Here is a 24,575-nt window from a genome sequence, read left to right on the forward strand (position 1 = left end):
TAGCTTAGTGGGACCGAATATCGGACAGGAAAGCCTTGGCTCGGGCATGATTGGGCGCACTGAAAAATTTGCTGGGCGCCGCGCGCTCCAGAATAACTCCGTTGTCCATAAACCAGATCGTGTCCGACACCTCACGTGCGAAATTCATCTCGTGAGTGACGCAAACCATTGTCATGCCCTCTCTTGCGAGGGACTTCATCACATTCAACACCTCGCCGACCATCTCTGGGTCCAGTGCGCTCGTGGGCTCATCGAACAGCATCACTGGGGGCTCCATTGCAAGTGCTCGCGCAATCGCAACACGTTGCTGCTGGCCACCCGAGAGCTGCTGTGGATACGCGTCAGCCTTATGCGAGAGTCCCACCCGTTCAAGCAGGGCCATCGCTTGCCTCTTCGCGTCTTCACGCTTGCGTCTGCCCAACTTGACCGGCGCTAGACAGATGTTGTCGGTGACTGAAAGATGAGGAAAGAGATTGAACGACTGAAACACAAACCCGACGCCCGTACGGAATTCATTCACGTTCACAGACCGGGAATGGACGTCTTGGCCATTCAACTCAATCGTCCCCGATTGGATCTCTTCCAGACGGTTAATTGTTCGAATGAGCGTGGACTTGCCGGAACCCGAGGGGCCGCACACGACGACGACCTCGCCTTTCTTCACTTCCGCGGTGACATCAGTGAGGACGTGGTGCGCCCCGTAGAACTTATTGACTTTCGAGAACCGTATCATTTTCCAGACTCCTGATTGCAACATTCACACGGGTGCGGCGGCGAGTTACTCTTCGTTCAAAATAATGAGCTACCTGAGTAAGGGTGAAACAAGCTACAAAATAGGTAAGCGCCAAGATCATGAAGACCGCAAAGGGACGAGTCAGCAGATTGTTATTGACAGCATTTGCAGCGAACGTGAGCTCTTGAACGCTGATGACGTAGCCGATCGAGGTCTCTTTAATGGTCGAGACTAGCTGGCTGATGATGCTTGGAACCATGTTGTACAGTGCTTGCGGAAGTAAAACAAAGCAGGTCGTACGCCAATAGCCTAGCCCGAGAGCCCTCGCTGCCTCCAACTGCCCCTTGGGCAGGGACATAAGTCCCGCCCGAATCACCTCCGAGAGATACGCAGCCTCATAGATCACCAGCGTGCACAGCAGCGTCGTCACCCCGGAGACCGTATGCCCAACCAAGACCGGCACGAGGAAATACGTCCAAAAGACCAGCATCACCAAGGGGATGCCGCGGATGATGTAGACGAACACGGTGGCGATGTTCGCCAGCCAGCGGATTGAACCGGTCCTACACAGAGCCAGCCCGATGCTGATTGGGAAGGACAGGCCCAAACCAAGCACAGACAAGATTAGCGTCAGAGCGAGGCCGCCCAAAGGGCCGTTCGGATATTGGCCGATAAGAAATACCAACCAGTTGTCTCTTATGATGTCAATCATGATCACCTCGTGGGAACGCTGCTACGCCGCGCGACGAACGCGCCGAGTGCCATCAATCCAAGAGAAACAGCGAGGTAGAACGCCGTTGCGACAGCATAGGACTCAAACGTCCGAAACGTCTGGTTCTCAACCTCCCGAACGGCATATGTCATCTCTGCGGCGCCTATGACCATGGCCAAGCTGGTGTTTTTGAACAGAAGAACTGTGTGATTGATGAAAGGTGGCATCGCAACACGGAACGCCTGCGGCAGAATCACATAGCGCATCGATCGGCTGTAGCTAAGCCCGAGTGATCTCGCCGCTTCGTGCTGGCCCCACGGCACAGAACGCAGACCACTTCGGATGTCTTCCGAGAAGTACGCTGACATACAGAGTCCGATGGCAATGGCGGCGAAGAACATCTCGCCGTTATGTGCATTCACCCAACTTTGCATACTGTCTGGCAGGAGCGTCGGCACGCCGAAGTACCACAGGATGATCTGCACCAGCATCGGAACGTTTCGATGGTAGGCAACAAATCCGGCAACGAAGCGATCTGCGATTACGTTGCCGGTGGCTCGAGCGACCGCCAGCACGGTGCCGAGACCAACCGCAAGAACCCAGCTTTCTGCGGTCATTAAAAGCGTGACCTTCGCACCGTGAATCATCTCCGCGCCGTAGGGCGCAGCGATGATTGAGTTAAAGTCGAGTTGAAGAGACATCAAGAACTCCTGGTTGCGGGCCGGCGCCGGTGTGCGCCGCGCTTGCCTCAGTTCGACGGAATCTGTGCGGTCTTGAAATCCCGCGTCATCTTCAACGTCGACTTGTCGCCGAGCCACTTCTGGAATATCTGCTGGGACTGACCGCTCTTCTCCATGTTGTCCAGCGCCGTGTTGACGGCCTCGAGCAATTTGGTCTCACCTTTCTTTACGCCCAGGCCCCAATACTCCAGACCGACAGGGGGCGTCAGGACCGAGATCTGGTTGGCATTCGGGCCGAGCTTCTCGATGAATCGGCGCATGAGGGTTTCCGAGAGTACGAACCCGTCGACCTTGTTTTGCACGAGCGCCATGAATGCCGAAGGACCATCGTCGTAGCTGATCTGCTGCGCAGTCGGCAGCACCCGCTGAATGACCGGAATGTTGCTCGAGCCCTTGATTGTGCTTATCCGCTTTCCTGCCAGGTCATCTCGGTGCTTGAAAGGGCTGCTGGCTTTCGCCGCCATCACCTGCTGACTGACGAAGTACGCCTTGGAGAAGTCGATCTGTTGCGCGCGTTGGGGGTTATAGCCCAGCACGGCTGCCAAAATGTCGACCCGCCCCTGGGTCAATTCGGGGATGCGCGAGTCCAGCGACATCACCTTCAGTTCGGGCTTAACGCCCAGTTCCTTGGCTACTCCCTTGCAGAAGTCGATGTCATACCCAACAACCTCTCGAGTATCCGGGTCCTGGAAACCGAACGGCGGCAGGGTACTGAGCACGCCGCACACGAGAGTACCGCGCGCTTTGATGTCTGAAAGCTCATCGGCGTGAGCGACATCGGCGACGCCCGCGACGAAGGTGAGCGACACCGCGCAAAGCAGCTTGAGTTTTGCAGTCATTTGAGCTCCATGTTGTGATGCAGCGTCGAGTCCTTGATGAAACCGCCGCCGTTGAGAAATCATTGCAAATCAATATAATTAGAGAAAGTGATATTTTTCGATATGTCTTCATTCATCTTTGAGATGAAATGCACGGGATTTCCCTATGACTACGTTCCGACAATTGGAGGCGCTGGTAGCGCTGGTTGAGACCGGTACTTTCGAGGCTGCCGCGGAGCGCATCGGGATTGCCCAATCGGCTGTGTCACGGCACCTGAAGGAGTTCGAGGAGCTTTTCGGCTGGCCGCTTCTTGACCGCTCCGGCCGCGCCGCGCGATTAACTTTGGAGGGAGGAGAAGTGCTTGCTCGAGCACGGGCCATCCTTCGGCAACGAGACGCGATCATAGACGCCGTCGCACGGAGCGACGTCATTCATCGAAAGATCCGTGCCGGGGTGACCGAACTTTGCGCACTGACTTGGCTTCCCAAATTCATGGAATCTATGCGCGCAGCGTTCCCGTCCGTGACAATCGACTTGGTGGTTGACTCCAGTCTCATCCTGCACGAGCGACTGATAGCCGGAGAAGTCGACCTCGCGTTCGTTCCGGACGTGTTCAAGTCTTCTAGTCTCCCCTCCTTACCGCTGGCTAGGGTGATTCACCATTGGTGCTGCAGCCCAGAGTTCGATGCGCCCGCAATCGGCATGAAGGCTAGTACTTTGTCTGATTATCCGCTGCTAATGCAGCAAGCCCCGTCTGGCATAGCTTCAATCATCGACCCGTGGCTTGCAAAAGCAGGTGCCAACAATCGCAATAAGGTCGGGACGACGAGCCTAGTCGCGATTGCCGGGATGGCCCTTTCGGGCTTGGGAATCGCGTTACTGCCCAGTGCAATATGTACCCCGTTCTTAAGTGACGGTGTCCTTCGCGAACTGAAGGTCACACCTCGATTGCCGCACATTTCCTACGTCGCACTGACGCGGGCGGATGCCGCGACCGCATTTCACCAAAGAATCATCAAGCTAGCGCAGTCGTGCTGCAATTTCGAGGTCGCATATCAGCTGCAAGCGCTATCGGCTAAAACTCGAGGATAGGACATGTTGACGATCAAACAGCTCGAAGCCTTCTTCTGGGTTGCACGCCTTGGCACGGTCGACCGGGCCGCAAGCAAGCTGCACATAACACAGTCTGCGGCAACAAAACGTTTGCAGGAGCTAGAATCCATGGTCATCGAGCCCCTCTTCGATTCTCAGCGTAGCAAAGCAAAGCTCTCCCTCAAAGGGCAAGAGCTCCTCGAACTATGTAAGGACCTTCTGGAAGGAGTCGCGCACCTGGATGAACTTCAGTCTTCAACACGTAGCGTTGCGCGAATACTTCAAATAGGAATTACAGAGCTCGTCGCAACGACATGGTTTCCCCTGTTCATTAGGAAGATGAAGGAAGTTTATCCGAACGTCGTCGTGCAGCCCGAACTAATGCACCTGTCTGTTGAGCTACGCACGAAGGTCCTTGACGGCTCACTAGACATCGCGTTTGTACCTGAGACCGACACCCAACGCACGTTAGCGCGCGTTGAACTAAATTCCGTTCCGTTCGCGTGGTTTTGCGCGCCCGGGCTTTTCCCGAAGGACACACCTGTCACCCTGCAACAACTATCATCAGCGGCGGTTATCGAACAAGACGAGAGATCGATCATTACGCAGTTGTGCCGCAGGTTATTTAGTGAAGCCGGCGTGGAACCGAGGCGCGTATTCGGCGGAAGCAGCGTCTTAGCAATGGCGGGACTGATTGAAGCCGGAATCGGTATCAGCTGTTTGCCTGAATCCATTGTCAGCAATTATGTCCATTCGGGACGATTACAGATGGTTCACACGCGCCCACCCGCTCCCTCACTGCGATATTGCACGGTCTTCATGAACAACCCGCAGTCTGGGATCGGCTACTCCATCGCAGAGATCGCTCGGCAATGCAGCAATACAGCTTGAGCGCCGGCGGAGTACGTGAACATCGCAACCACAAATTTACGATTGTCACTGGCAGATGACACACAGCTGGCCACCCAAGTTTCGGGACAGTTTCCACATCCCCTGTCATCACCTCGGTCGACGCAAAAGCCCGGGAGGACGCGTTGCACTGCCCGGCCTACAGAAGATCAACGAATCAGCATTCGCACAGATTCATGCCAAGGCGAAAGTCGCCGTGCGCGATCGTCTTTTCGCCGCCTCTGCCGGATGCGCAAATTTGGCACCGAATTCGCTGATGTCTGCGCCAACGATGAAACATCTTTTGCACTGTTTACCGGGATCCCGCGCAGATTCAGCTGGTCAGCAGATGTCGATTCGCCAGCCGCATTTCCTCGACTGTCCGGCAGGCAAATTTGTTGATGGGTTCGCCTTGCCGATCGAAACACAGTTCAAAAATGCCTGCGTCACCCAACGGCTCAACACGCAACCTTTTCCCTTGAAACACGGTAGCTCCTACTGGCATCCGCCATAGTGCATGAAGTCTAGGGCTCGTCTATCAGCGTGCCCATCGTCGAAAGAGACGAATCGCGACACACATCGCTGTGGTTTTGGCCAGCGGTCTCGTTGGCAACTACCGCGACCGCGCAAAATGCATCGCGCCGGAGCGTCGGACGACATCGACTGTCGTTGCCCCTATGCCCGCGCGGGCCATCGCCAGCATCGGATCGAAGGTGCATCGTTGACAGAATTGGGGCGAAAACCGCTGCTCGCCATGAACGGCGCCGGCATGCTCGGTTCGCCAGCTTGCAAACGGGCCCTGACAGCCGACCGCAACGGTCGACGGACTGGCGTGTTCCTGCAAAATCGTCGATTTACCCGTGGCGAAGTACGGTGTTGCGACAGCGCGCCATTACCCACAGAGTTCCGAGAACGGCTGGTGCGCCAGTGTGAGCGGCTCGCACTGACTTTAGGAACTTAGGAACTACTGGCGGCATGCCTGACGCTACGAATTTGAAGCACGTTCGCAAATGCGAAGATGCTTCGGTCCCCTCGTCTGCACAGGTTATGTTGTTATCAGCGTAACGCGACGCAAAATTTTCTTCAGAGGCCCACCGCGTTGTGTGCGCGTATCAAGCTCCCCAAAGAATTGTCAGAGGTCGCGGCTATAAAGATAACTACTCTTCTTTTAACGGCTCGATTTCCGCCAGCAACTTCTCAACGCGGAAGCCCTCCTCGTCTCGCACGATCCCCGTCGTTTGACAGCAGCGACTCGCCGCGTTAACGCTCGGGTGCTGATGCCGGCACCTGCCGGAGGAACCTGAATCGGCCGTTTGTAGACGGCTGCTCTACTGACCAGACCAGGCGTTCATATAGAGATGACGTTCGCGGTCAACATCGAAGGCCCTAAAGGCATCCGTACGTCCTCTTGAGATGTAACTCATCTGCCAGCCCGACTACAGCAGCGGCATCCTAAACACTGAGTGGGCCAGCCCGACACAAGCGAAGCCGGCAAAACGGGCACTCGAGCTTGCCACAATTCCACCTCACGAGATCTGTATACTTCTGCACCATGTAACGCAAGGTCCGTCATGATCATTCTGCTTAAAAGCGTGATTAGTTCCGCTCGCGTCGAATCTGGCGTCGCTTCGTCGCAAATCCAACAGTGTCGGTTGCTCCGAGCCGATACGACCAGCTCCGGAGGGACGCTGAGAGTGAGAACGAGTGTCTCGGAGGCGGCAGCCCCTCCTATATAATTCTGTGCCTAGGGAAGGCGCAGTAATCGCCGATTGGAGCCTTTGTTATAGAAGCTGTTTGTTATCGAAGTCACACGGGATTTTCTATGCAGAATTGCTCAAACCTTTCGGAAGAACAAGAGAAGACGTTTCGTACCCAAGCATGGTCGTATTTCGCGTTGCATGCAGGGCAGAGAATGCAGACGTTCCAATTCTATGTGACACTGATCACCGCCCTTGTAGGAGGGGCAATCGTTCTGGCGAAAGGAGACTTTGGGAAGGGCGGGCTAGAGGGGGTCGGGAGCGTTATTGCATTGATGAGTTATGTATTTTGGAAGCTCGATTGTCGAATCCGACTCCTTATCAAGAACGCGGAGGGGGCATTGAAATTCCTTGACCGTTCCCATGAGCTTCCCTCCATCGATAGCGCTCCACATCCGCTCGACTTGTTCGCTCGAGACGATGCTCTACGAGGTCGGCGGATTGGCTTGCTGGGGTTTGTGGCCGGCGATCTTAGCTACTCGAATTGCTTCAATCTTGTCTATGCCATTTTCGGGTGCGGTGGAGTGCTTTTTGTTGGAGTCGTCCATTTTAACTGAGGAGCGAAGTGAACGACTCCTGGCTCACTGTCGTTTGCGAATCAGACTCGAAAGGTGTTGCTCCAGAAATCTGGCTACTGTACGGGCGGAAATCTCCGCAGCATAGGATTGGTATTCATCGTTCTTCTTCTTGTCTCCCTTATCGCAAACAGCCTTCAAAGAGACAACTCTTGCTTCACTATCGCTAGCTCGAGCCGCCGCGTATACAGCGTAGGTTTCCATATCAAGGCCGACCACGTTCTTATGTTGGTTCTGCTTGATACGGTCTGCGACTCGAGCATCGGCAAGCACTGACGAACCAGTCGCCATCGGTCCGATAACGAGCTTCGGTGGGTTAGTTCGCTTAACGCCAAGGGTGAGAGGCGATAGCGACCCCCAAAACTCTTGATCTCGCTTGAGTCTAATCAGTGCGTTCTGGCAGGCGTCGTCGATTCCGATCTGGTGCGGCGCAATCTGAAAAGCCTCTGTGCCGTGCTTATCAATGTATTTGCCGCTTTGCCAATCCCACGAGATGTCGGTCGCGACAACGTCTCCGATGTCCGCCTTTCCCGGGATTCCAGCGCAGATTCCAGCCATGATGATGAGCTTTGGACGTAGCATCAGCAAGGCCTTCGTCGTGAGGATTGAGGCGGCTACTGGTCCCATTCTTGAGCAGAAACCTGCTGCTACTCGAAACCGTTCACCGCCCGAGGACATTTGCCCATATCGGACCAATTGGGAGCGGTCAAGCGGCTCAAGGGCCTCCCATTCAAAGTCCACGCACTCCACGGCCGCGAACTCTGGTTCGTCCAAAGCGGTGATCAAGAAAACGTCGACGTTTCCGGAATCAGCATTGTGCGCTTTCTCCTTAACAACGAATTGCGCAACCCGTTCCACCGTAGACAAACACTCGTCGGTAGTCTCAGTATAGGGAAGAATTCCCCACGGCCGACCAACAAAGAAAGCGTGAGCTTCACTGGTCAGCTCGCCCGACGCGCTCATCGGCAACACAAAGAGAGGGCGATTTAGCTCTCCGTGACCGTCGTCCAACTCCTCGAGAAGCGCAATACTATTCTTCTCGCTTTTCTCACCACCAAGCTCATGCGGCACGACGATATCGACGATAAACAGGTCATACGAACGCTCTGCCATCCGACGTCGAGCTTCCGACGTACAGATCGCTGTGTCAACTCGATCGAATAGGTCTTTCCTTTGGGTCAGGAGCGACAACAATCTCGTCTTCTTGGCCGGATCATCTTCAAGAAGCAGTACGTTAAGTGCCATGAAACTTTTTCCTTACCTTATTCATGAGTTGACTTATCTCGGTCTCCCAGTCGGAATATGCCGAATCAAAGTAGACTGTACCCTCGAATGTTTCTGGAAAATCAGAGGCCAAGCGCTTCGAGAGCTCTTTGAGCCCCAGACTTTCGTGCCCGTCTGTAATGAGCGGATAGGAGGTAACCACGATCACGGGGATCACCACGTCGTCCCGCTCCAGGGTCTCGAACACCTCAATGCCACCAAATGGTCGGGGCGTCCCACCACGTTCTCCAACCTCGATATCGTATGTTGGCAGAGACATGTCCGCAATGATCACGTCTGGTGTGAATTCCAATAGATCATCTATTGCCGACCGCACAGAGCATGCTGTTCGGATGCTAACGTCCGTAATTTCTCGCTCAAGCAACGCTTGAATGCTGCTGAGTTTCGCTTCACTGTCCTCTACTATGAGTATCGTCAAAGGCATGATCAGCTTTCTCCAGTGAGTTCGAGTGAACGCAATGTAGCCAAATTGTCAGCCGTCGAATGAGAGCCATCTCGGATGTTGATGTGAACGAGGTCAAACCTCAAACTGAAAAGACTGTCATTTTCGAACCCGAACACTAGGCTCGGACTGGTCTTTTCAGATTGCATAACGACAGCAGCCAGCTTTGACAGACCGGAGTTCCGATCACGCCGCGCGTTCTCAGCGTACCGCTTTTTCTGGATTTCGCCCCGGATCTTCGACAGTCGAGCCTCTTTTTCTGCTGTCCGCGCCGTGGGCGCAACCTCGCTTGTTATTTCAAACGACAGCAAACCGTCCTCAGGCTTCGGTTGGATTCGAATCTTGATATGGTTGTCTACTTTTTTCCCGGAGTGCTCCCCAACGTTATCAATTGCGATATACAGTGCATCTGCGACTAACGAGAAACCATGAGCGTCGAGCGCGTAGTCCGAAGGGACGTCCGAAGTAATGTTCGGTCGGAAGCCGGGTCTTTGACCACAGACGACCGCTGCCGCAACACCCACCACTCGGGTCATAGGGTAGAACGCAGATTTCGTAGATGACTTGGGTACGCGGATCCAAGTCGCAATTGTTGATGCGCGATGCTGCAACTCCTCGGAAGCCTTTTGAACACGCACGGACAGCGCGTCGTCCAACCCAAGCGCCCGTATCTCTTCCGCAAGCTTCGCGAATATCGATTGAAGGGTCTTTTTAGTCTCGGTCTCTATTGGAGGACGCACGGCGTCCAACCGGACAGAAAGGAGATACCAGAAGATTTGGACGCATTCTTTCGAGAACTCGTGTATTGAGTTGCAAGTCTGGGCCAGCGATCGCGCCAAGGCCAACATGACCGGAATCACGTTGACATTGAAAATTCCCTTGGATTTGGTCTTCGATCTGACGTGAAAGTACTCGTCTCGAAGGAGCGAAACGAGCTGATCAATCGATTCAGAAAATCGCGAGAAAGCAGCGACTGCAATCTTCTTTCTCTTCACATCGAGTTTGTGCAAGCTGCCTGCAACGAACGACGACGGGTCGTAAGCCGCGCCGGGCTTCGAGCGTTGACCTATAAGTTCTACACCTTCGAGCGCGCCCCTGAGTTCACCGGCGATCGTTCCGTGTCGAATGCGCCGGCCAATGATGATATCGAGTCCTGACGCCGGATCAAAAAGAAACCTCTGAAGGATTGAGCCAACCAGTTCTGCCAGAAGATCATCCGCGTCGTTTTTGGGGATCCGGAACGTCTTTGCGGTTGGTGCTTTGAAGCTCTCGATGAGATCCTCGATAGACTCAGATACCCCGACACCACTTTCTACCAGCTTCTTGTATCGTTGAAAGTCGGCCTCAAGCTCAAGGTTTACGTGATTCAGGATCACTTGCTCGTCCACGTGGACCTTACTGTCCTCAAGGACCGACAAACCATCGTCTACCTGCAAACCCTCGTCAATTTCGTCAGCCTCAAGTCGATACGTGAGCTCCATCGACGAATGCAGTTTTGCCAATTCACGGAGAAGCTTACTTCTTGCGCGTAGCACTCGGCGCGAGTCTCCCATCCCAGGCAGCAACTCCAATGTCGCGATGTCACAGACGTTATAACCGAAATATTCGACGTCTCTGACCTGCTCACCCAACGCTACCAAAGCCGTGGGAATTGACGTAATTTTTAGCAAATCCAGCGTTTTGGCAAGCTCCTCCACTGCGTACCGCTTATAGGTTCTAACTTTTCTGTCGTCGACGGAGCGGAGATAGAGGTTGAGGCAAATCGATAGAGTTAGAGAGTTGCTCAATGGCTTCAGGCGGATCCATTTGGCGCCTTGAAAGAGGTCACCTAGTGGAAGTAGGCTAATCAGCCGGTCGTTTTCTATCCCCGCGCGTGCGCAAGTCCCTAGGAACTCGTCTAGTTCACCGTCTTCGAGTTGCTGTTGGGCGAGACGTACACTGAAAAGGTCGCGGACAGATGGGCAAAATCTGTGAGATGGCACTTGTCCCGCCAACGCGTCCTTCACCGCCGTGGAATCGCCCCGGCGGAGTGCCGACAGCGCGGAAAACACCTGCGTCAACATCCCGCCATGATCACCGCGAACTGCTTTGCCGAGCGCACTGTTAATGGAGAATATCGGCAAGTCGACGTCAACGTCATCTGCCGCGACAAGACGCGGGAGCGGTGGAACATCCGCGACCTCCCCGAGGACGACAAAATTCGGCAACCAACTGAGGTTCAACTTCGCTTTTATCAGCTCCTCAGCTTTCAGTCCGTCGGAGCGAGTGGACAAAAGCGATGCTATCCCCTCAATCATCAACTCGTCGAGTTGGCTGCGTCTTGTCTCGGTGGTCCCTTCGAGCGCTTTTTCGATAGAGAATTTCGCTATTTCGAGCAGAGAGTTAGCGCTTGCTTCGAACGAGTACCCTTCTGACAGGTTGACGTCATGCTTGTTAGCTGCAATCAAATCAAAGAACGGAGAGACTTCAATGTAGGCCAGACGCGCTGCCTCGGAAGTTACATCAGCAAAGGCATTTCGATGGTCGATGATAAAGCGCGTCACCCTGATCACTGTAAAAAACAGATCAATCAGAGTCGACATTCCTTCGCCGCTTAGAATTTGCGCCAGACGGGTCTCTTCAAATTCGAGAAGACCGAAAAGTCTGAAGCGTGCATACGGCTTTAGACTTTCGGACATTGATGAGTCGTCGAGTCTTTTCCGCACGATCGCCTTGAATCTGCTCGACGCCTGAGCTGGTTCATTGCGAAGGCCAAACATATAGAAGAAAAATCGGTTCCATGCAGGCGCTTCTACCGCCAGTTCGGCGATTCGGGCCTTGAGTGGCTCAACACCGGCTTGGAATTGCGTCAATGCCAGCTCGGTTTCGATCGACCAGTAAGAGTAGCCCTCCCGCTCGACAACGGTAGTCAATGCGTCGGACGCGCCAGCGAAGTCCTGAGCGCGAATGGCAGCGTAGATCTTCGCCGCGTCCGATACAAAGTCTTCCAGACGAGACTTGTTAGTGACGAGCTGCTCTACAGCTAGGCGAAGCTCAGTTTCCAGTCCTTGCGCCTCGATCTCTTTCGGCAGGACGCCTAGCGAGGTTAGTCCTGTTCCCAGCTTTCGGAAGTGCGGTGCTTGAATCGTCAAAAAGCGATCAAGCCATCGTTTGAATTCAAAGAACTGACGAGGATTGTAACTTCTACGGGCTAGTACGAGAGCTTTGTTGAGTTGCTGGTGGACGTATAAGTCCCTCTGCCAAGGATCACTCGACGCGCCTGGTCGACTACTCGTGCGATAGTTAGCAAGCGCTCCCCGAACAAGATTTCTTGGATCCATATTTTTCTTTTAGCCTGCGATAAGTTTTTCTAGCATTCTACCTTTTATAGTTGCTTCCATGCACGCAAACAGCTGAGACGCGTAACTGCATTAACGACGCCGCGATTTGTTACCCGTGGCTAAAGGCGCATTTACAACTCGCGCGCGGCAAGCGTCCGGCCATCAAGGTAGCTCGGCATCGAGTTCGCCTAAACGCGATGGCAACGGTAGCGGCGGTAACCACGCCGGTTTAGCCGAAAGCGGGCGATGATTAGCCCAGCGCGTTCGAGCAATCGCGGAGATGCGCTATTGAGGAAATGCCCCGCGGTCATCGCCTATCAGAAGTGCGGATGCCACAGAGACGCTGATCCTGAGCGGGCATCCACGCTGCCGTCGGTCAAATAAGATCGTCTCCCCAACGGCTGGGTCCTCATCGGCTGATGTGCCGGCGCGTGGCAGCAAGCAAGGAGCCACAGGCTCTATTATCGGCCCCTTCTCGCAAAACTTTAGATTGCCGAAAGGAAAGTGCTCAACGGGAGGTCGCAAATGCAGTCGTCGGGGCGAACCGCTGTCCGAGTCCCGGCGACCATGACCAACAAGGTCGTTGAACCCGTAGAGAAGTCCAAACTGGACCTGTCGCTCACTTTGAGGTTACCCATTGGCTGCGGTCGGTAGCTTAGATGGGAGCTAGCGACGAACGGCGGTTTCCGAGCATAGAGCTGCCGTATAGTCAACCGACAAACGTCCGCAAAGGCCGAGAACGCGACCGCCCCACGTATCATGACGCCGCGCGAACGGATGTTGAGATTAGGTCAAGAGGTTTTCGCATAGCGGCGGCCGACGATCCCTCGCATATAATCCGAAGTTGAAAAGTCAATGCGCCGCACTGGAGCTTAAGCTATGAGTCAGACCCGCGGGAGAAATGCGGGGTACCGAGAAAAGGCGAACAGCCGCCAGCCTCATCATCTGTCTAAACCCAATTTCTCGTCCCGCAACCGTACGTCCTCCCAGACGCCTTCCAAAGAGCCGGCTGCGACGGCCTCGATCATTAAGACGCGGTCGTTTCAGTTTTTGGTCAATGCGGTCGGCGCTGAGAATATCGCCTTGGCGCTGGATTCCACTCTTTCGCGTGTCGCGGAGCTTACGAAGGGCGAAAGATTCACGCCCGAGACTGCCTTTCACATGGAGACCACGCTCGGTCTGCCTCATGGTTTTTTCGATCAGCCCTACCCTGCCCTTTCGCCCGAACTCATTGCTCGCTTGAAAGCGCCCCTCGAGTTTGTTCGAACGGACGACGAGCTGGACGACGACGCCAAGACGCAGACGGGACCGGCATCGGCGCCGGCACCGGCACCGGCACCGGCAATTCCAGTCACACAAGAACAGTTGTTTGTTGCGGACGGTTCGTCCGAGGATGCACAAATGCCATCTCAGAAAGCGAAGAACCCGCATAGCACCGCAAAGACCGGTCGAGCCCAACTCGCCAAGCAGTCAACCGGCAAAGCCGCTGCAAAAGCCGCTTCCGGCCGACGCGGAGTGATTGAAGCGACCTCGCCCCAACAACTGAGCCTGCACGATGGCGCCACGGTCGAGAGCATCCGACGCGCGAACCTTCATGTGCTCACGGGGCGCAACGGATCGAAAGCCAAGCTCGGTCTCGTCATGGGAATGACCGGGTCCAACATGGCGCATCGACTGCACGGCAAGAAGCGCATGGACGACGCCGAAGCGAACCGCTTTACAGAGCGGCTTGGTTTGCCAGCTGGCTGGTTGGACCAGCCCCGCTCCGAAGCGGAAGTACCCGAGTCCGTCTCAGTTTTGCTCGCGCCCGCGTCACGCGCTCGCGCAGGCAGTCGAGAGCAAGCGCCTCGCGCTGCCACGCTTGACGCCGGCGCGCTGGATGTATCGCCTCCTACTGCGCGACCAAGTGAGACGCCGTCTGCTACCTCGGGGAGTGCACAGGCTGCGGTTGTATCCGAGACTCAGCCCCGTAGTGTAAAGACGGTGGGTGCCTCCCCGACGAACGAGACCGAACAACCCGCGGCAATCGAACCATACGCCGTGGAAGACGACGGTGACCGCGTGCCGGCACGTGCACTCGCGAATGCTGAGTTTCCACCGGCTTCTGCAACAAGTCTGCAGGGTATGGACGGTATCTCGCCAATAGCGGAAGCGCTGCTCAAGACGCTGGCGGGCAAAGCACGCACGGGTCGACTGGATGAACTGACGGCGCTCGAGCTGCTGCACAAAGCTGTATTGCTCTGACTCGGTCGCACGTCGGTTTCGAGGCAGCCGTCCCATTCGTCGCGTCCGCAGTGCCGAGGTCAGTCCAGTTTTGTTGCGAGCACCTTCGCGATAATCGAGGAAGGCCCTCCGACGAGTTGTCGCACACGAGCCTGCACGTCCGGCGCCGGAACGCCCGCTGCCGCGGCGGCCTTGACCGTCGCATCGTAGGCGTCGAGCACATCGATAGGCGCTATCTCATAAGCGTACCTTTTGTAACGCTTCAAACAGCCGCTCCAACCAGCGCTCCCCGCCCGCTCGGGGCACGCTCAGCTTCACACTTCGGTTCACAGCTATGGTTCACCCAGCGCGCCGAGTTGCCACCCTGAGCCCGGTCGCTCACGCGCCCGTCATCAAGATCGAAGAAAAACGCATTGGCGTCTTCCGCCGCCGCGCGTTCATAGCGACGCTGGGCCGCTCCCCACGAGATCTCCTCCTGACATCACGTCTGCGCGTATCGATCGAAACGATCTTCGGCACTCGGCCGCCGCCTCCTATCGGTAAGGTGGCGGTCAGTCAAAACGAGGAGAACGCAATGAACAAGCGGGACCTCCTCGAAGCGGTGGCGTCGCAAACCCGGAAACACCAAGGCGGCGGTAGACGAGACGCTCACCGCAGTGTTGGCGACGATCACGAAAAAGGTAAGTGCGGGGGCGCGCGGTGCCGTTGGTCGGGTTCGGTAGCTTCGGCCGCGCCGAGCGCGGAGCACGCACCGGGCGCAAACCGCAAACCGTCGAGACTCTCGAGATCGGCGCTGCAATGACAGTCAAGTTCTCCGCCGGTAAGGCCTTCAAGGACGCGGTCAACGCGTCGTGACGTCTTGGGAATTCAGGCGGGCGCGAATGCCCGCGGCCGGATCAAAACAACTGGCTCTCAAGCGGAAGGAGATTGGCCAGCTTGACGGCCGTCAGTCGCTCGCGCCCATCGGGATGAATTGAGCGGATCATGACGCGCTGACCGCGCGCCTCACCTAAAATCTCGACGTCTTCGTTCGTCGCTCGCCTGTTCACGGACGTGGCGTGTTTGCAGTGGCCCGAATCAGCGCGGGCGAGATACTCCTTGAGTACAAGGGCAAGCTGACGCGCGTCGGCCGGCTCGCGTAGGTAGGTGAACGGCTAGGGTTCTGCGTGGGCCCGGTGACACAGTATGCCCCCGCTCCGTCAAGGGCAACGGCTGCGACCCTGGTCCGCAACACTCAAGCACACCAATCGCACGATCTTTTCGGCAGGCGCTTAGGAAATTCGCTTCGATGCCGATATGAAGGCATGGAACCTCAACCCCACCCTCCCTCTGCCGCTTATGAATTGTTGATGATCGACGCAGATCTTGGGCATCTGCAGCGCGCGGTCGCACTCGAAATCGTCGCCCGAAACCCGGTGCTGCCCCTGACTTACTGGCGGCGCCGTGTCACTCGGATTCTCGAAACGCGGCATCTTCTACCCGCGCAGATTGCCGTCGCCTGCGCGTTGATGGACTTGATTGAAACATCCAGCCCTAGCGAACGATCATTCGCCAAAGCCAGTTGATGCTTTGTTTGGTTTGGCGCCCGCTCTCTTGGGAAGGCGATCAGCGACGGCTAAGCAGCGAGCAAACTCGGGGAGCAATATCAATTGGTGGTAAGGCATCTCATTTGTCGCAGGTCGTCGCCAACGCTGTATAGGTAAGTGCGCCGCTGGCTCGCCGCTGACCGCCATCGATGCAGCAACTGTCGAGCTTCGCGCCGTCCCTTCTCCAAGCTTTGGTGTTTCTCCTCCTCCGCGTGTGGGGATCGCCTCGGCCGACCCATTCCCTGCCGCCTCGTCAGTGTGCTGAGGTCGTGGAAGCTTACGGCGAGGCGGCCGGCGCGGCTGGCTGCAAGTAGGAAATCAGCATCTCGACTTGCATCTCAGTTATCGCCTCGGTGGTCGACGGTTCGGTGTAGTCCCGTCCGACGAACGCTTTCAGGGTGAACCGATTGGAAACCAGGTAGTAACCCATGGCGGCCAGCGTGACATAGAAATCCAAGGCGTCCACATCGGCCCGGAAATCCCCCGTGGCGGCCCCGCGCGCCAAGGTCCCGCGCACCAAGTCAATCACGGGCGAAATCGCCTCGGTCAGTTTCGGCGAGCGCTCGAGGTAGCGCCCTTCATGCAGATTTTCGTTGTTGATGAGATTCAGCCATCTCGGGTTCGCGCGAAAGTATTCCCAGATGGAAAGCGCAAGCGTTCGTATCGCGGCGGCAGGCTGCAGCCCCGCGAGGTCAAGGCTCACCTCATGACGGGCAAATTCCGCATACATCGCCTCGAGGACCGCGACGTACAGGCCTTCCTTGCTTTGAAAGTAGCAATAGGGCATCCGCTCGTTGGTGTCGGCGGCCGTTGCAATGGCGTCGACGCGGGCCCCCGACAGTCCGCAGTTTGAAAATTGCTGCGTCGCCGCCTCCAGGATGCGCCGACGCGTGCCCTCTGGATCCCTTCTGGTTCTCGGTTCGTTCATGGTCGTCCCCTCCGGCGATGCAGGGTACACCTGGGTTATGCGCGCCGCGCTTGAGGGTGGCCGCCGGGCGCGTCAAGCGCCGGTTTCGGGCAGGCACGATGATTCATCTTACAAATCCATCAATGGTGATAAATCCTATTATCACCATTGCGTTTAATGGTTAAAATTAGGGGTAGGGCATCTACGTCCCGTACAGACGGGCCTCCGACGAACGAAAAGAAGCCGCCCATGGCCAATAAACCGCAGACCGTCACGAAAAGCCGCGCCGCGTACACGCGCAACCACTTCGCGGCGTTGCGCGCGTATGTGCAGCGCATCCCCGCGTCGACGATTACGCGGCTGTATTTTTCTGAAGACGAAGACGGCAACGAAGCGACGCCGGGCTGGGTCGAGTCGTTTCTGCGGCGCATGCAGGCGGAGCTGGTGGAACTGGCGCTCGAACATGGCTCGTCGGTGCTGGCCGACCACCTGAGGTCGTCGGCCAAAGCCCACGGTAGCGCGCGCCTGACGGCCGTCACGCTGAAGATGGTCGAGCAGGCGGCGCTCTTGGCCGTCGCCAAGCCCGAGCCGACACATGGCGTAGGCATGTGGTTCAGGCCGCTGGTCGCACGACGGCTGAAAGACGCTGGCATCCACACACTGGTCGATCTGGTGGACTTCTGTAACCGCCGGGGCGGAAGTTGGTGGCGTGCTGTTCCGCGCATTGGGCCGGGTCGCGCGCAACGGGTGGTGTCGTGGCTGCGTCAGAACGAAGACGCGATCGGTGCGCGCGTCGGCGCGGACGTATCGCTCGACGATCCGTTTTCGGCCCCGGAAGGCGAACTTGTAACGATCGATACGGATCCGGGCGTCTTGGCACCACTGGAGCGCGTACGGCTGCCGAGCGAACTATCGGGCGCCGGCGGCCTCAACCGCCACGCCAGCTTCCCGTACATCATGGCGCACAACGACCTCGAGGCGATCCGCGCCTACCTGCACCGTTATCGCGAGCAACCGAAAACCCTGCGCGCCTACACCAAGGAGCTAGAGCGGTTCCTTCTTTGGACCGTGACCGTAAGACGCAAACCGCTCAGTTCTCTGCTAGCCGACGATTGCGAGGCCTATCGCGACTTCCTCAAAGCGCCCTCGCCGGCTTTCATTGGTACGCGCCAGCCACGGGGAAGCGGCCGCTGGCGGCCTTTCGCGGCAACCGAACTGAGCCCGGAAAGTCAGCTGTACGCCGTCAGAGCTCTACGCGCGGCGTTCGCGTGGCTGGTGGACGTCCGCTATCTGGCAGGCAACCCTTGGACCGCAGTATCGGACCCCGTCATTGTTGAACGCGAGAATCTGCTGAAGGTCGAACGCGCCCTGCCCGCCGACCTATGGGCGCGCATGCGGGGTTACATCGACAGCCAGTGTAAGCCCGACACGGCGAGCCATTGGCGATCGGTGCGCGTCGCGCTCCTCCTGGCTGCCGACTCGGGTCTTCGCCGTGAAGAACTGGCGAGCGCGCGTAGAGAAAGAATGTCGCCGACCACCTACGGGGACGGCGACGATATCGTGTGGCAATTGTCGATCGTCGGTAAGCGAAACAAGGAGCGGACCGTGCCCGTCAGTCCCGCCACGGTCGAAGCGCTGGCGGCACACTGGCGTGATCGCGGCGAGGATTTCGAGAGCGCATCGACCGGCCCACTACTCGCACCGATTTTCGTCCCCTCGACAGGAAGAGCCGAACGCAAGCATGCCGATGGGAAACCACTCGGGTATCACGCGAACGGGATCAACATACTGGTGGAGTGGGTCAGGAAACGGATCATCAAAGAAATGCGAGATTTGACGACCGATGAGATGAAACTGCTAGTCGGTACGTCGACGCACTCGTTTCGCCATACCTTCGGCACGCACGCAGCAGCCGAGAACGTGCCCCTCGATGTGGTGCAGAAGATCCTCGGACATGCGTCGCTGCAGACGACGTCGATCTATGTTCAAGCTGAAAAGCAGCGGATGTTGCGGGAAGCCGCCCAGTTCTATCGCCGTCCAAAAGACGACGCTCCTGGGAACGATTAAGGAGTGGCGCGCGGTTCGGTCTTTTCACGTAGATGCTGCACGTCCGCAGCTGCAAAGTAGGCGCCGCGTGGTCAGTTTGATGAACGCCGCCGACGCGCGTCCGAAGTCTGCGATGTGCGTTTCGACGACGCGTGAGCGGGCTTTTTTCTTCACAGATCGTTGTGTGACCCCGTGCAACAGCCAGCGGCGTCCGTTCAATGCGTTCCGCCATCAAAGCTGATTCGCAACTCTCAAAGCGGCCGCGATTGTCTTGAGTGAGATCACCATCGGTATCGGAAGGCTTTCCGGTACGCCCACTAGACGCATTGCGCCCCTAGCCGCATACCACTCCGCAACCCTTTCGCTCTTTGCGTCGATAAACAGTGCCACACCGCCGACTTCGCCGGCGACCCTGATGCAGCGACGCCCGGCCGCTAATATCAACTGCGTGCCGAGGCCCCGCCCGCCAACGCTTTTATCAACGGCGAGACGCGCCAAGCGGAAGCCAGGCACCGGATGGCGAGGCAAGCCCTTTCGAGCCGATTCCGGAGTTTCCTCGTACAGTGCCGAACAGGGTGCCAGAGTGTAATAGCCAAGAATGCCGCCCGTTGAGTCCTCAATGGCTAGAAACGTCTTGGCGCCGCCGTTCTCATGGTTCTGTCGTGCGTATTTTTTCAGGTAGCCGTTAAGCTCCTCTTCGGCGCAATCGAAAGCGCCACGATCGTGTTGTTTGCCTATAGCTTCCTCATGCCACGTCGGAAAAGTCATACCGATTTCGGCATCGCCTTCGCGGCGGCAAGCAGTTTCTCGTTTGGTTCAGGCGGATTCTCCAAGAGTGACAGGACCCGTAGATAGCTGTCCTCCGAGAGCTTGATCTTTTCCGCTGCCGCGATCACCGCATCCGCCTCGCGCAGCGCGGCTTGGGTCACGAAGCTGGTCAGGTCGAGATGATTAAGGCTCGCCGCTCGTGCGAGGCGCGACTTCACCTCAGGGGGCACCCGTAGATTCATTCGCTGGTTATCTTCAACCGCAGTGCGTGGCATAGCAGACTCCTTAAGCATTTGTACACCTTCAAAGTGTACATATAACATGGGACTGCGTCAATTGTGCGTATTGAAGGCGTACGGCGGAGGCCGACCGATTCGTTCATCGGCGCGAATTGTCGGTGTCTAGGCGAGCGTTTCCAGCGACGCACGTCATCATGCGTTCACGACTCTTTCCGTGGTTCAAGAGAAAAAAGCCAGGACGAGTTAAGTGCTGGGCAAGCCATCGGCTACGCCGGTGGCGGAGGTTCCGATAAGGAAACTGGCCGTCTGCCGTATCCCGGCAGCGGCCAGTTCTCTAGTACCTAGCGCGAGCTACTTGGCTCGCTCGGTCGATTAGTGACCGAAATAGACCGGAGCGATGCTGCTGCCGGTGTGAGCCGGGCCGCCCGATGCCGATGCAGTGTCGGCGACGCCACCGTAGCTATTCTGGCCGTTCTGTGCGGCGACCTTTGCTTCGGCAGCTTGGATCTCTGCCGGGTACGTCGTCCGCTCCGTACTCGGGTTGTAACCAGCTCTTTGGAGCTGCACCAGTTCTGCCTTAACTTGCGCGCGCGTCACCGGTTGGCTTTGCGCGAAGGACGAGACTGCCGGGACAGCGAGAGCAGCGGCGACGATGAGAGTTGCGAGTTTCATGATGCTTACCTCCAGATCTTTGTTCTTCGCAAACAGCCCTGTTTGCGTTTCAGTGATCTAAGTATAGGTAAGCGTCCGCTTAATATTGATGAGCGATCCAACAACACATCGTTGCGGTATTCGGGATAACCCTAACCAAACCGACTGACCTGGCCTCGTCTTTTCGCAGTTTCACCGGTGAAACTCGGCGTCGGGTGCCGCTCTTCGCTAGCGCGTCCTTTTGTTGTTCAGTAAGACATCGCAGCTTTTCGAGCGCGACGCGTTGACCATGCCCCTGCTCTCGCCAGCACTTTTCAATTACCTGCTGACGCTGGTACGCCTCGTCGACAACGCCGCGGAAGCGCTGTACCTCTAGGACGAGACGCTGCACGCCGAGATCCCGTCCCCTGTACCTGCACCAAGGCACTTTAAGTTCGTGGTAGCTGACCGGCAAGAAATCAGTAAGCGGCATCTGGGAACTGTATGGATATACAGCACTTCATCGCCTTTCGGCTGCTTGCTCCAATGCTCGTGGGGGCGTCGTCAAGCAATTATCAGATGGCTCCTCAAATTCAGTATATTGACTTTTCTCGCGACGCCGCGTTACCTTCATTGCTTCTGTTCAGAAGTCCAACGAGCAACCGTCGTTTTCGAAACCGCTAAATCCGCGGCGATCTCACGAAGCGACCTTCCAGCTGCGGCCATTCGTTTGGCTATTGCGCGCTTCTCCTTGCTGTCAGCCCAGCGTGCTTTGGACCGACCCGGATCAGGGTCGGTGTTGCGCTTGAAACGTACGGTCATCATCGCCACCTGGACCAGTGCTGCTATCTCCTTAGTACTAGTCATCAGCTCTTCGGTCTCACTTAGCGGAACCTTGAACTCAAAGACCATTGACGTCTTTTCTCGGCGAACTACCAATTCCACTCCCTGCTCCGGCCGCACATCGAGCAGCTTCGCCAAAATCTCATCGGTTGTTCTACGGCGAGGTGCGCTCAAGATTTCTTTCGCACGAGCAGTCAGCTCGCTTTCGCCAATAGCATTTCGAATTTTTACGAGGATAGCGCCGAGGTCGTATGTGAGGCGTTTCAGCTCAAAGAGTTGTAACACCTCGGCTGGTAGCTCTGAGATGGCGATCGCTTTTTGCAGAACCGTCCGGTCCCACGTCGGACACGCGGCGACGGCAGTGGTCGTCGACGTCCATCGTCCCTCCTCAATTCCTCGCTTGTATTCGGCGGCAAGTGTCAACGGCGCAATCGCGCGAAAGCGTCGTTGGGGCGACCGAGCATCCCGTCCGTCAAGAAGATTGATGATTTCGGACCAATGCAGTCCTAGCGGATCAATTTCTATCGCACGCTGACTGAGGACGTCGGCACCGTGCTTTCTAACTATTCCTGCAAGGTGTCGAGCCGTCTCGTGCCAAATTCCGGCCGTTTCAAACAATGCCAATACAGGGGGAGGCAGCTTCGAAACATTAATGGCGCGACTCAGTGCTGCCGCAGTCACCTTCGGAGTGAACCGGGCGAATGCAGTGACCGCTTCGCGGCGATTTGTCCATGAGGTGCCAAGGCCTGAGTGGTAGAGCTCAGCAAGTGCGAGAGGATCGCGAGATATCGGTGTGCCAGCGAGTGCGGTCATTTGTTTCTTGTCCCGTTGTCACGGCGATTATCTGATGTGGCAGCGCAGCGCAAAACGGCGAAAGGCGGTGAATTCGTTGTTCTTTTCGGCCTTTGTGTAAACCGAATGGGGTCCGTCCTACCGGCCAGAATCTTGCGTTTCTTCACTCACGCATCGGCCGCGTCGGCTCTGCTGCCGCCCCCGTCGTCCAGCACTCAGCGTTGAATTGGCGAGCGGACTTTTTGGATGTCTACCTCAGCTGGCGGTGAGGAACAAGACGCCTCATCGTCGGGCGACTTCCACGCCTCTGCGCACCTCAAATCATTACACCGAGGCCTCGCCGTCAAGCTCGCGGGTCCAACTTTCGATAAGCTGTTTCATGCGCTCAGCTAGCATCTGTTGAGATTCGCCATCGACGCCTTGGAGACTAAGTTCTGTCCTTCCGTCGGCGAACAACTTCAATTCCCCAAGAGGACCACCATCACGCCGCTTGAATTGAACTCGCGATTGGTAATGAACACGCCTCGAACCTGCCCGGCGCGTCGGTGCTTCTGCGGAAGCAGCTTGTTCAAGCCGTCTCACGCTCGCTCGGCCTTCCAAGATCTCTTGAAGCCAATGTTCGGCTACGGCCTGCCCTCCTCGCTCGAGAATGAGCTTGAGGTTGTACGCATGGGCAAGACCGACAGTAGCCGAAGATTGAGCCATCCGGCTTAAGAACGAGGGAGGTAGACTGTTAAGAAGTATCACCTTGTTCACGTGTGTCGGCGCTTCATTCACGGCCGCGGCAAGCTCTGAGTAATCTCGGTAAATGCCTTGTTCGAGAAGGCGGCTCCACGCGACTGCGTCGTCGAAAACCGTTTGCGCGTCGCGCTCTTTGTTCGCCTTGTATGCTCGAAGATAAAGCGCCTTGTTTTCCAGGCGCTCTTCGTGCAACTCCGCGTCGATGTATTCTGCGCCGCGTGATTTTGCTGCGCGTACCCGCCGTTCGCCGTCGATAATCACCCATTTTCCGGGAAACTCCGAAAGCCGAGTTACCTTAATAGGCTCAAGTTGTCCGTCTACTTCTAGGCTACGAGCCAAGCCATCAATCGTCTCGGCGCTATAAAAAGTTCGAGGGTTGTACGGGTTCGAAACCGTATCTGCAATTTTGATTTTTTGCCTCGGGACTGTTGTCGCCACGTCATCGCCGTGAAACGGCGGCACACCGACAACCGTTGCGGCCTCCCTCAGCGCAGTCTCGGCGACTGCATTCTTCTGCAGGCGCGCCTCCGCAGATTGACGTTCCAAAGCCATGCCGGCTCTGACCCGGCTAGTTAGGTTTAACTTAGCCATGCGACACCTCTGCAGTCTCTTCCTCGCTGTTTAACAACTCCACGAGTTCGTCGAAGAGAGCGTTTATTTCCTCTTTGGCCGGCTTCACGCCGCGAATCCCGCGGACATCAAAAACGGTCCGTCCTAGTGCCGCCGCCTGCGGATAGACCTCTCGCTGCCGTACAGCGGTTCGTAGGAGCAACACATTGCTTTCCCGTAACACCTCGCTCATCTGCTTGTGTAGAACAGTTTTCGAATTTGTTTTACTGACCAAAATTGCAAATTTGCCGGCTTTGTTATGGATCCGTGTCCGCTCAATCAGTGCCATCATCCCTTCGCTACTCCAAAGGTCGAGAGGCGACGCATTGGTCGGAACTATGGTTGCGTCGGCAACTGCTAGGACGCGACCGGTTGTTAGGTCGTCGATGTTCGGGGGACAGTCGACAAGAACGACGTCGTAGTCGTCCGCCAATCGCCCGATCTCATTGCCGATGTTCTTTTCAAGTTTGCGGACCGCCCCCACGCGGAAAGGGAGCGGCTTTTCGGGATCTGCAGTCGCAGCCCAACTCATGCACGACTGCTGTCCATCCGCGTCGGCAACAAAAACACGATAGCCCGAGGCGGAAAAGGCTCCAGCTAGGTTCATCGTTGTTGTTGTTTTTCCCACCCCGCCCTTCTGATTCGCGACTGCGATTACGAGTCCCATCATCGGCTCCGGTATATGCCTAAAGATTTTCTTGCGATTCTACAAGCAAGCGCGGTGAGAATCTAGAAATTACTTTAGGTTCCGAGCCCCCTTACCAGGTTACTGCGGAATTGGCACTACCACGTGGTAGCGATCGATCGAACCGGCTCGTCGTTAACATGC

23 protein-coding genes and 1 pseudogene are annotated in these 24,575 nt (G+C 56.6%); 8 read left to right on the forward strand and 16 right to left on the reverse strand.

All coding sequences use genetic code 11. The features are described from left to right. Positions 1 to 4: 4 nt before the first annotated feature. From AWB82_RS16350 to AWB82_RS16365, 4 genes are read right to left on the reverse strand one after another with little or no spacing between them, the layout of a single operon-like run. Positions 5 to 733 carry an amino acid ABC transporter ATP-binding protein gene (locus AWB82_RS16350; RefSeq protein ID WP_086968943.1) on the reverse strand — a complete coding sequence of 243 codons (729 nt, stop codon included), beginning with the start codon at positions 731 to 733 and terminating at the stop codon, positions 5 to 7. Then, positions 708 to 1,445, reverse strand: coding sequence for an amino acid ABC transporter permease (locus tag AWB82_RS16355; protein ID WP_086968945.1), 738 nt, complete (start codon positions 1,443 to 1,445; stop codon positions 708 to 710). The genes AWB82_RS16350 and AWB82_RS16355 overlap by 26 nt, the downstream gene beginning before the upstream one ends. A 2-nt stretch (positions 1,446 to 1,447) precedes the next feature. Beyond that, entirely contained in the window at positions 1,448 to 2,146 is a 699-nt protein-coding gene (locus AWB82_RS16360) for an amino acid ABC transporter permease (RefSeq protein ID WP_086968948.1), read from the reverse strand. Between the two features lie 47 nt (positions 2,147 to 2,193). Further along, positions 2,194 to 3,024 carry an ABC transporter substrate-binding protein gene (locus tag AWB82_RS16365; protein WP_086968950.1) on the reverse strand — a complete coding sequence of 277 codons (831 nt, stop codon included), beginning with the start codon at positions 3,022 to 3,024 and terminating at the stop codon, positions 2,194 to 2,196. A 145-nt stretch (positions 3,025 to 3,169) separates the two neighbouring features. On the opposite strand from AWB82_RS16365, the gene AWB82_RS16370 reads away from it, so the two are divergent. From AWB82_RS16370 to AWB82_RS16385, 4 genes are all read left to right on the forward strand, one after another. Continuing rightward, complete coding sequence (locus AWB82_RS16370; protein WP_086968952.1) at positions 3,170 to 4,096, forward strand: LysR family transcriptional regulator; 927 nt, start codon at positions 3,170 to 3,172, stop codon at positions 4,094 to 4,096. 3 nt (positions 4,097 to 4,099) lie between these two features. After that, a complete protein-coding gene (locus AWB82_RS16375) occupies positions 4,100 to 4,987 on the forward strand; it encodes a LysR family transcriptional regulator (protein ID WP_086968954.1) in 888 nt (295 codons plus the stop codon). Positions 4,988 to 5,042: 55 nt separating this feature from the next. Then, on the forward strand, positions 5,043 to 5,498 hold the full coding sequence (locus AWB82_RS37660) for a hypothetical protein (protein ID WP_159462595.1): 456 nt from the start codon (positions 5,043 to 5,045) through the stop codon (positions 5,496 to 5,498). 1,398 nt (positions 5,499 to 6,896) lie between these two features. Then, positions 6,897 to 7,298, forward strand: coding sequence for a hypothetical protein (locus AWB82_RS16385; RefSeq protein WP_143756745.1), 402 nt, complete (start codon positions 6,897 to 6,899; stop codon positions 7,296 to 7,298). Positions 7,299 to 7,322: 24 nt separating this feature from the next. On the opposite strand, the gene AWB82_RS16390 is transcribed toward AWB82_RS16385, so the two are convergent. From AWB82_RS16390 to AWB82_RS16400, 3 genes are read right to left on the reverse strand one after another with little or no spacing between them, the layout of a single operon-like run. Then, a complete protein-coding gene (locus tag AWB82_RS16390; protein WP_086968958.1) occupies positions 7,323 to 8,561 on the reverse strand; it encodes a phosphorylase family protein in 1,239 nt (412 codons plus the stop codon). Further along, on the reverse strand, positions 8,551 to 9,024 hold the full coding sequence (locus AWB82_RS16395) for a response regulator (RefSeq protein ID WP_086968960.1): 474 nt from the start codon (positions 9,022 to 9,024) through the stop codon (positions 8,551 to 8,553). Before AWB82_RS16395 ends, AWB82_RS16390 begins: the two co-directional genes overlap by 11 nt. Before the next feature lie 2 nt (positions 9,025 to 9,026). After that, entirely contained in the window at positions 9,027 to 12,173 is a 3,147-nt protein-coding gene (locus AWB82_RS16400) for a hypothetical protein (RefSeq protein ID WP_086968962.1), read from the reverse strand. 1,068 nt (positions 12,174 to 13,241) lie between these two features. On the opposite strand from AWB82_RS16400, the gene AWB82_RS16410 reads away from it, so the two are divergent. Further along, positions 13,242 to 14,606, forward strand: coding sequence for a hypothetical protein (locus tag AWB82_RS16410; protein ID WP_086968966.1), 1,365 nt, complete (start codon positions 13,242 to 13,244; stop codon positions 14,604 to 14,606). Positions 14,607 to 14,665: 59 nt separating this feature from the next. Here the strand turns inward: AWB82_RS16410 and AWB82_RS16415 are convergent, their stop codons facing one another. Together AWB82_RS16415 and AWB82_RS38990 are read right to left on the reverse strand one after the other, a co-directional pair. Then, entirely contained in the window at positions 14,666 to 14,851 is a 186-nt protein-coding gene (locus AWB82_RS16415) for a hypothetical protein (RefSeq protein WP_086968967.1), read from the reverse strand. After that, on the reverse strand, positions 14,848 to 15,054 hold the full coding sequence (locus AWB82_RS38990; RefSeq protein ID WP_327344930.1) for an SET domain-containing protein-lysine N-methyltransferase: 207 nt from the start codon (positions 15,052 to 15,054) through the stop codon (positions 14,848 to 14,850). The genes AWB82_RS16415 and AWB82_RS38990 overlap by 4 nt, the downstream gene beginning before the upstream one ends. Before the next feature lie 105 nt (positions 15,055 to 15,159). On the opposite strand from AWB82_RS38990, the pseudogene AWB82_RS16420 reads away from it, so the two are divergent. Continuing rightward, positions 15,160 to 15,440, forward strand: a pseudogene (locus AWB82_RS16420) (HU family DNA-binding protein). A 449-nt stretch (positions 15,441 to 15,889) separates the two neighbouring features. Beyond that, positions 15,890 to 16,150 carry a hypothetical protein gene (locus tag AWB82_RS37120; RefSeq protein ID WP_143756747.1) on the forward strand — a complete coding sequence of 87 codons (261 nt, stop codon included), beginning with the start codon at positions 15,890 to 15,892 and terminating at the stop codon, positions 16,148 to 16,150. A gap of 298 nt (positions 16,151 to 16,448) precedes the next feature. On the opposite strand, the gene AWB82_RS16430 is transcribed toward AWB82_RS37120, so the two are convergent. Further along, positions 16,449 to 17,099: a TetR family transcriptional regulator gene (locus tag AWB82_RS16430; RefSeq protein WP_086968971.1), complete on the reverse strand. Its 651-nt coding sequence runs from the start codon at positions 17,097 to 17,099 to the stop codon at positions 16,449 to 16,451. Between the two features lie 228 nt (positions 17,100 to 17,327). Between AWB82_RS16430 and AWB82_RS16435 the strand changes: the two genes are divergently transcribed. Next, positions 17,328 to 19,145 (forward strand): phage integrase family protein, encoded by a 1,818-nt coding sequence (locus AWB82_RS16435; protein WP_086968974.1) that lies wholly within the window; start codon positions 17,328 to 17,330, stop codon positions 19,143 to 19,145. A gap of 210 nt (positions 19,146 to 19,355) precedes the next feature. On the opposite strand, the gene AWB82_RS16440 is transcribed toward AWB82_RS16435, so the two are convergent. The 6 genes from AWB82_RS16440 to parA all read right to left on the reverse strand — a co-directional run bounded on the left by AWB82_RS16440 (position 19,356) and on the right by parA (position 24,413). After that, complete coding sequence (locus AWB82_RS16440; RefSeq protein ID WP_086968976.1) at positions 19,356 to 19,892, reverse strand: GNAT family N-acetyltransferase; 537 nt, start codon at positions 19,890 to 19,892, stop codon at positions 19,356 to 19,358. Then, the gene (locus tag AWB82_RS16445) at positions 19,889 to 20,167 is read right to left on the reverse strand and encodes a type II toxin-antitoxin system TacA family antitoxin (RefSeq protein ID WP_086968978.1); all 279 of its coding nucleotides are present in this window, start codon (positions 20,165 to 20,167) and stop codon (positions 19,889 to 19,891) included. Before AWB82_RS16445 ends, AWB82_RS16440 begins: the two co-directional genes overlap by 4 nt. A gap of 336 nt (positions 20,168 to 20,503) precedes the next feature. Continuing rightward, complete coding sequence (locus AWB82_RS16450; RefSeq protein WP_086968980.1) at positions 20,504 to 20,803, reverse strand: DUF4148 domain-containing protein; 300 nt, start codon at positions 20,801 to 20,803, stop codon at positions 20,504 to 20,506. Between the two features lie 588 nt (positions 20,804 to 21,391). Continuing rightward, complete coding sequence (locus AWB82_RS37125; RefSeq protein WP_143756749.1) at positions 21,392 to 22,417, reverse strand: helix-turn-helix domain-containing protein; 1,026 nt, start codon at positions 22,415 to 22,417, stop codon at positions 21,392 to 21,394. A gap of 303 nt (positions 22,418 to 22,720) precedes the next feature. Continuing rightward, positions 22,721 to 23,728 (reverse strand): ParB/RepB/Spo0J family partition protein, encoded by a 1,008-nt coding sequence (locus tag AWB82_RS16460; protein ID WP_086968984.1) that lies wholly within the window; start codon positions 23,726 to 23,728, stop codon positions 22,721 to 22,723. Beyond that, on the reverse strand, positions 23,721 to 24,413 hold the full coding sequence (parA, locus tag AWB82_RS16465) for a ParA family partition ATPase (RefSeq protein ID WP_086969046.1): 693 nt from the start codon (positions 24,411 to 24,413) through the stop codon (positions 23,721 to 23,723). The genes AWB82_RS16460 and parA overlap by 8 nt, the downstream gene beginning before the upstream one ends. Between the last annotated feature and the right edge of the window lie 162 nt (positions 24,414 to 24,575).

The organism is Caballeronia glebae (genome assembly GCF_001545035.1).
Taxonomy (GTDB): Bacteria; Pseudomonadota; Gammaproteobacteria; order Burkholderiales; family Burkholderiaceae; genus Caballeronia; species Caballeronia glebae.

Coding starts and splice junctions, on each gene's coding strand:
- AWB82_RS16355 (WP_086968945.1), bottom strand. CDS start 1,445: ATGATTGACATCATAAGAGACAACTGGTTGGTATTTCTTATCGGCCAA.
- AWB82_RS16365 (WP_086968950.1), bottom strand. CDS start 3,024: ATGACTGCAAAACTCAAGCTGCTTTGCGCGGTGTCGCTCACCTTCGTC.
- AWB82_RS16350 (WP_086968943.1), bottom strand. CDS start 733: ATGATACGGTTCTCGAAAGTCAATAAGTTCTACGGGGCGCACCACGTC.
- AWB82_RS37125 (WP_143756749.1), bottom strand. CDS start 22,417: ATGACCGCACTCGCTGGCACACCGATATCTCGCGATCCTCTCGCACTT.
- AWB82_RS16430 (WP_086968971.1), bottom strand. CDS start 17,099: ATGAACGAACCGAGAACCAGAAGGGATCCAGAGGGCACGCGTCGGCGC.
- AWB82_RS16435 (WP_086968974.1), top strand. CDS start 17,328: ATGGCCAATAAACCGCAGACCGTCACGAAAAGCCGCGCCGCGTACACG.
- AWB82_RS16395 (WP_086968960.1), bottom strand. CDS start 9,024: ATGCCTTTGACGATACTCATAGTAGAGGACAGTGAAGCGAAACTCAGC.
- AWB82_RS16410 (WP_086968966.1), top strand. CDS start 13,242: ATGAGTCAGACCCGCGGGAGAAATGCGGGGTACCGAGAAAAGGCGAAC.
- AWB82_RS16450 (WP_086968980.1), bottom strand. CDS start 20,803: ATGAAACTCGCAACTCTCATCGTCGCCGCTGCTCTCGCTGTCCCGGCA.
- AWB82_RS16445 (WP_086968978.1), bottom strand. CDS start 20,167: ATGCCACGCACTGCGGTTGAAGATAACCAGCGAATGAATCTACGGGTG.
- AWB82_RS37660 (WP_159462595.1), top strand. CDS start 5,043: ATGACACACAGCTGGCCACCCAAGTTTCGGGACAGTTTCCACATCCCC.
- AWB82_RS16385 (WP_143756745.1), top strand. CDS start 6,897: ATGCAGACGTTCCAATTCTATGTGACACTGATCACCGCCCTTGTAGGA.
- AWB82_RS16360 (WP_086968948.1), bottom strand. CDS start 2,146: ATGTCTCTTCAACTCGACTTTAACTCAATCATCGCTGCGCCCTACGGC.
- parA (WP_086969046.1), bottom strand. CDS start 24,413: ATGGGACTCGTAATCGCAGTCGCGAATCAGAAGGGCGGGGTGGGAAAA.
- AWB82_RS16390 (WP_086968958.1), bottom strand. CDS start 8,561: ATGGCACTTAACGTACTGCTTCTTGAAGATGATCCGGCCAAGAAGACG.
- AWB82_RS16460 (WP_086968984.1), bottom strand. CDS start 23,728: ATGGCTAAGTTAAACCTAACTAGCCGGGTCAGAGCCGGCATGGCTTTG.
- AWB82_RS16370 (WP_086968952.1), top strand. CDS start 3,170: ATGACTACGTTCCGACAATTGGAGGCGCTGGTAGCGCTGGTTGAGACC.
- AWB82_RS16375 (WP_086968954.1), top strand. CDS start 4,100: ATGTTGACGATCAAACAGCTCGAAGCCTTCTTCTGGGTTGCACGCCTT.
- AWB82_RS16440 (WP_086968976.1), bottom strand. CDS start 19,892: ATGACTTTTCCGACGTGGCATGAGGAAGCTATAGGCAAACAACACGAT.
- AWB82_RS37120 (WP_143756747.1), top strand. CDS start 15,890: ATGGAACCTCAACCCCACCCTCCCTCTGCCGCTTATGAATTGTTGATG.